Source organism: Streptomyces sp. AC555_RSS877, assembly GCF_019049245.1.
Classification (GTDB): domain Bacteria; phylum Actinomycetota; class Actinomycetes; order Streptomycetales; family Streptomycetaceae; genus Streptomyces.
In genome coordinates this window covers 1-559 of the sequence record NZ_JAGMUK010000202.1, presented here as the reverse complement: position 1 = coordinate 559, position 559 = coordinate 1, and the positions used below count along the sequence as shown (strand labels likewise).

General features: G+C 72.8%; 2 pseudogenes. Both read left to right on the top strand.

Annotated features, from left to right (window positions below):
• Window positions 1-102: pseudogene (locus KUM49_RS42210) on the top strand (electron transfer flavoprotein subunit beta); the annotation flags it as partial.
• 53 nt (window positions 103-155) lie between these two features.
• Window positions 156-559 (top strand): annotated as a pseudogene (locus tag KUM49_RS42205) (electron transfer flavoprotein subunit alpha/FixB family protein); the annotation flags it as partial.

Genomic DNA, 559 nt, shown 5'->3' with positions numbered 1-559 from the left:
GCGGCCGAGCGCCCGGCGCGCACCGCCGGCACGATCGTCAAGGACGAGGGCGAGGGCGGCAAGCAGCTCGCTGAGTTCCTCGCGGGCCAGAAGTTCATCTAGGTCCCACCCCCTTACCGCCCCTCAGACTTCGCAATCCGCAGGAGAGCATTCCCATGGCTGAAGTTCTCGTCTACGTCGACCACGTGGACGGCGCCGTCCGCAAGCCCACCCTGGAGCTGCTGACCCTGGCCCGTCGCATCGGCGAGCCGGTCGCCGTCGCCCTCGGCAACGGCGCCGCCGACACCGCCGCCGTCCTCGGCGAGCACGGCGCGGTCAAGGTCCTCACCCACGACGCCGCCGAGTACGCCGACTACCTGGTCGTCCCGAAGGTGGACGCCCTCCAGGCCGCGTACGAGGCCGTCTCCCCGGCCGCCGTCCTGGTCCCCTCCTCCGCCGAGGGCAAGGAGATCGCCGCCCGCCTGGCGCTGCGCATCGGCTCCGGCATCATCACCGACGCCGTCGACCTCGAGGCCGGCGAGGCGGGCCCGGTGGCCACCCAGTCGGTGTTCGCCGCCTC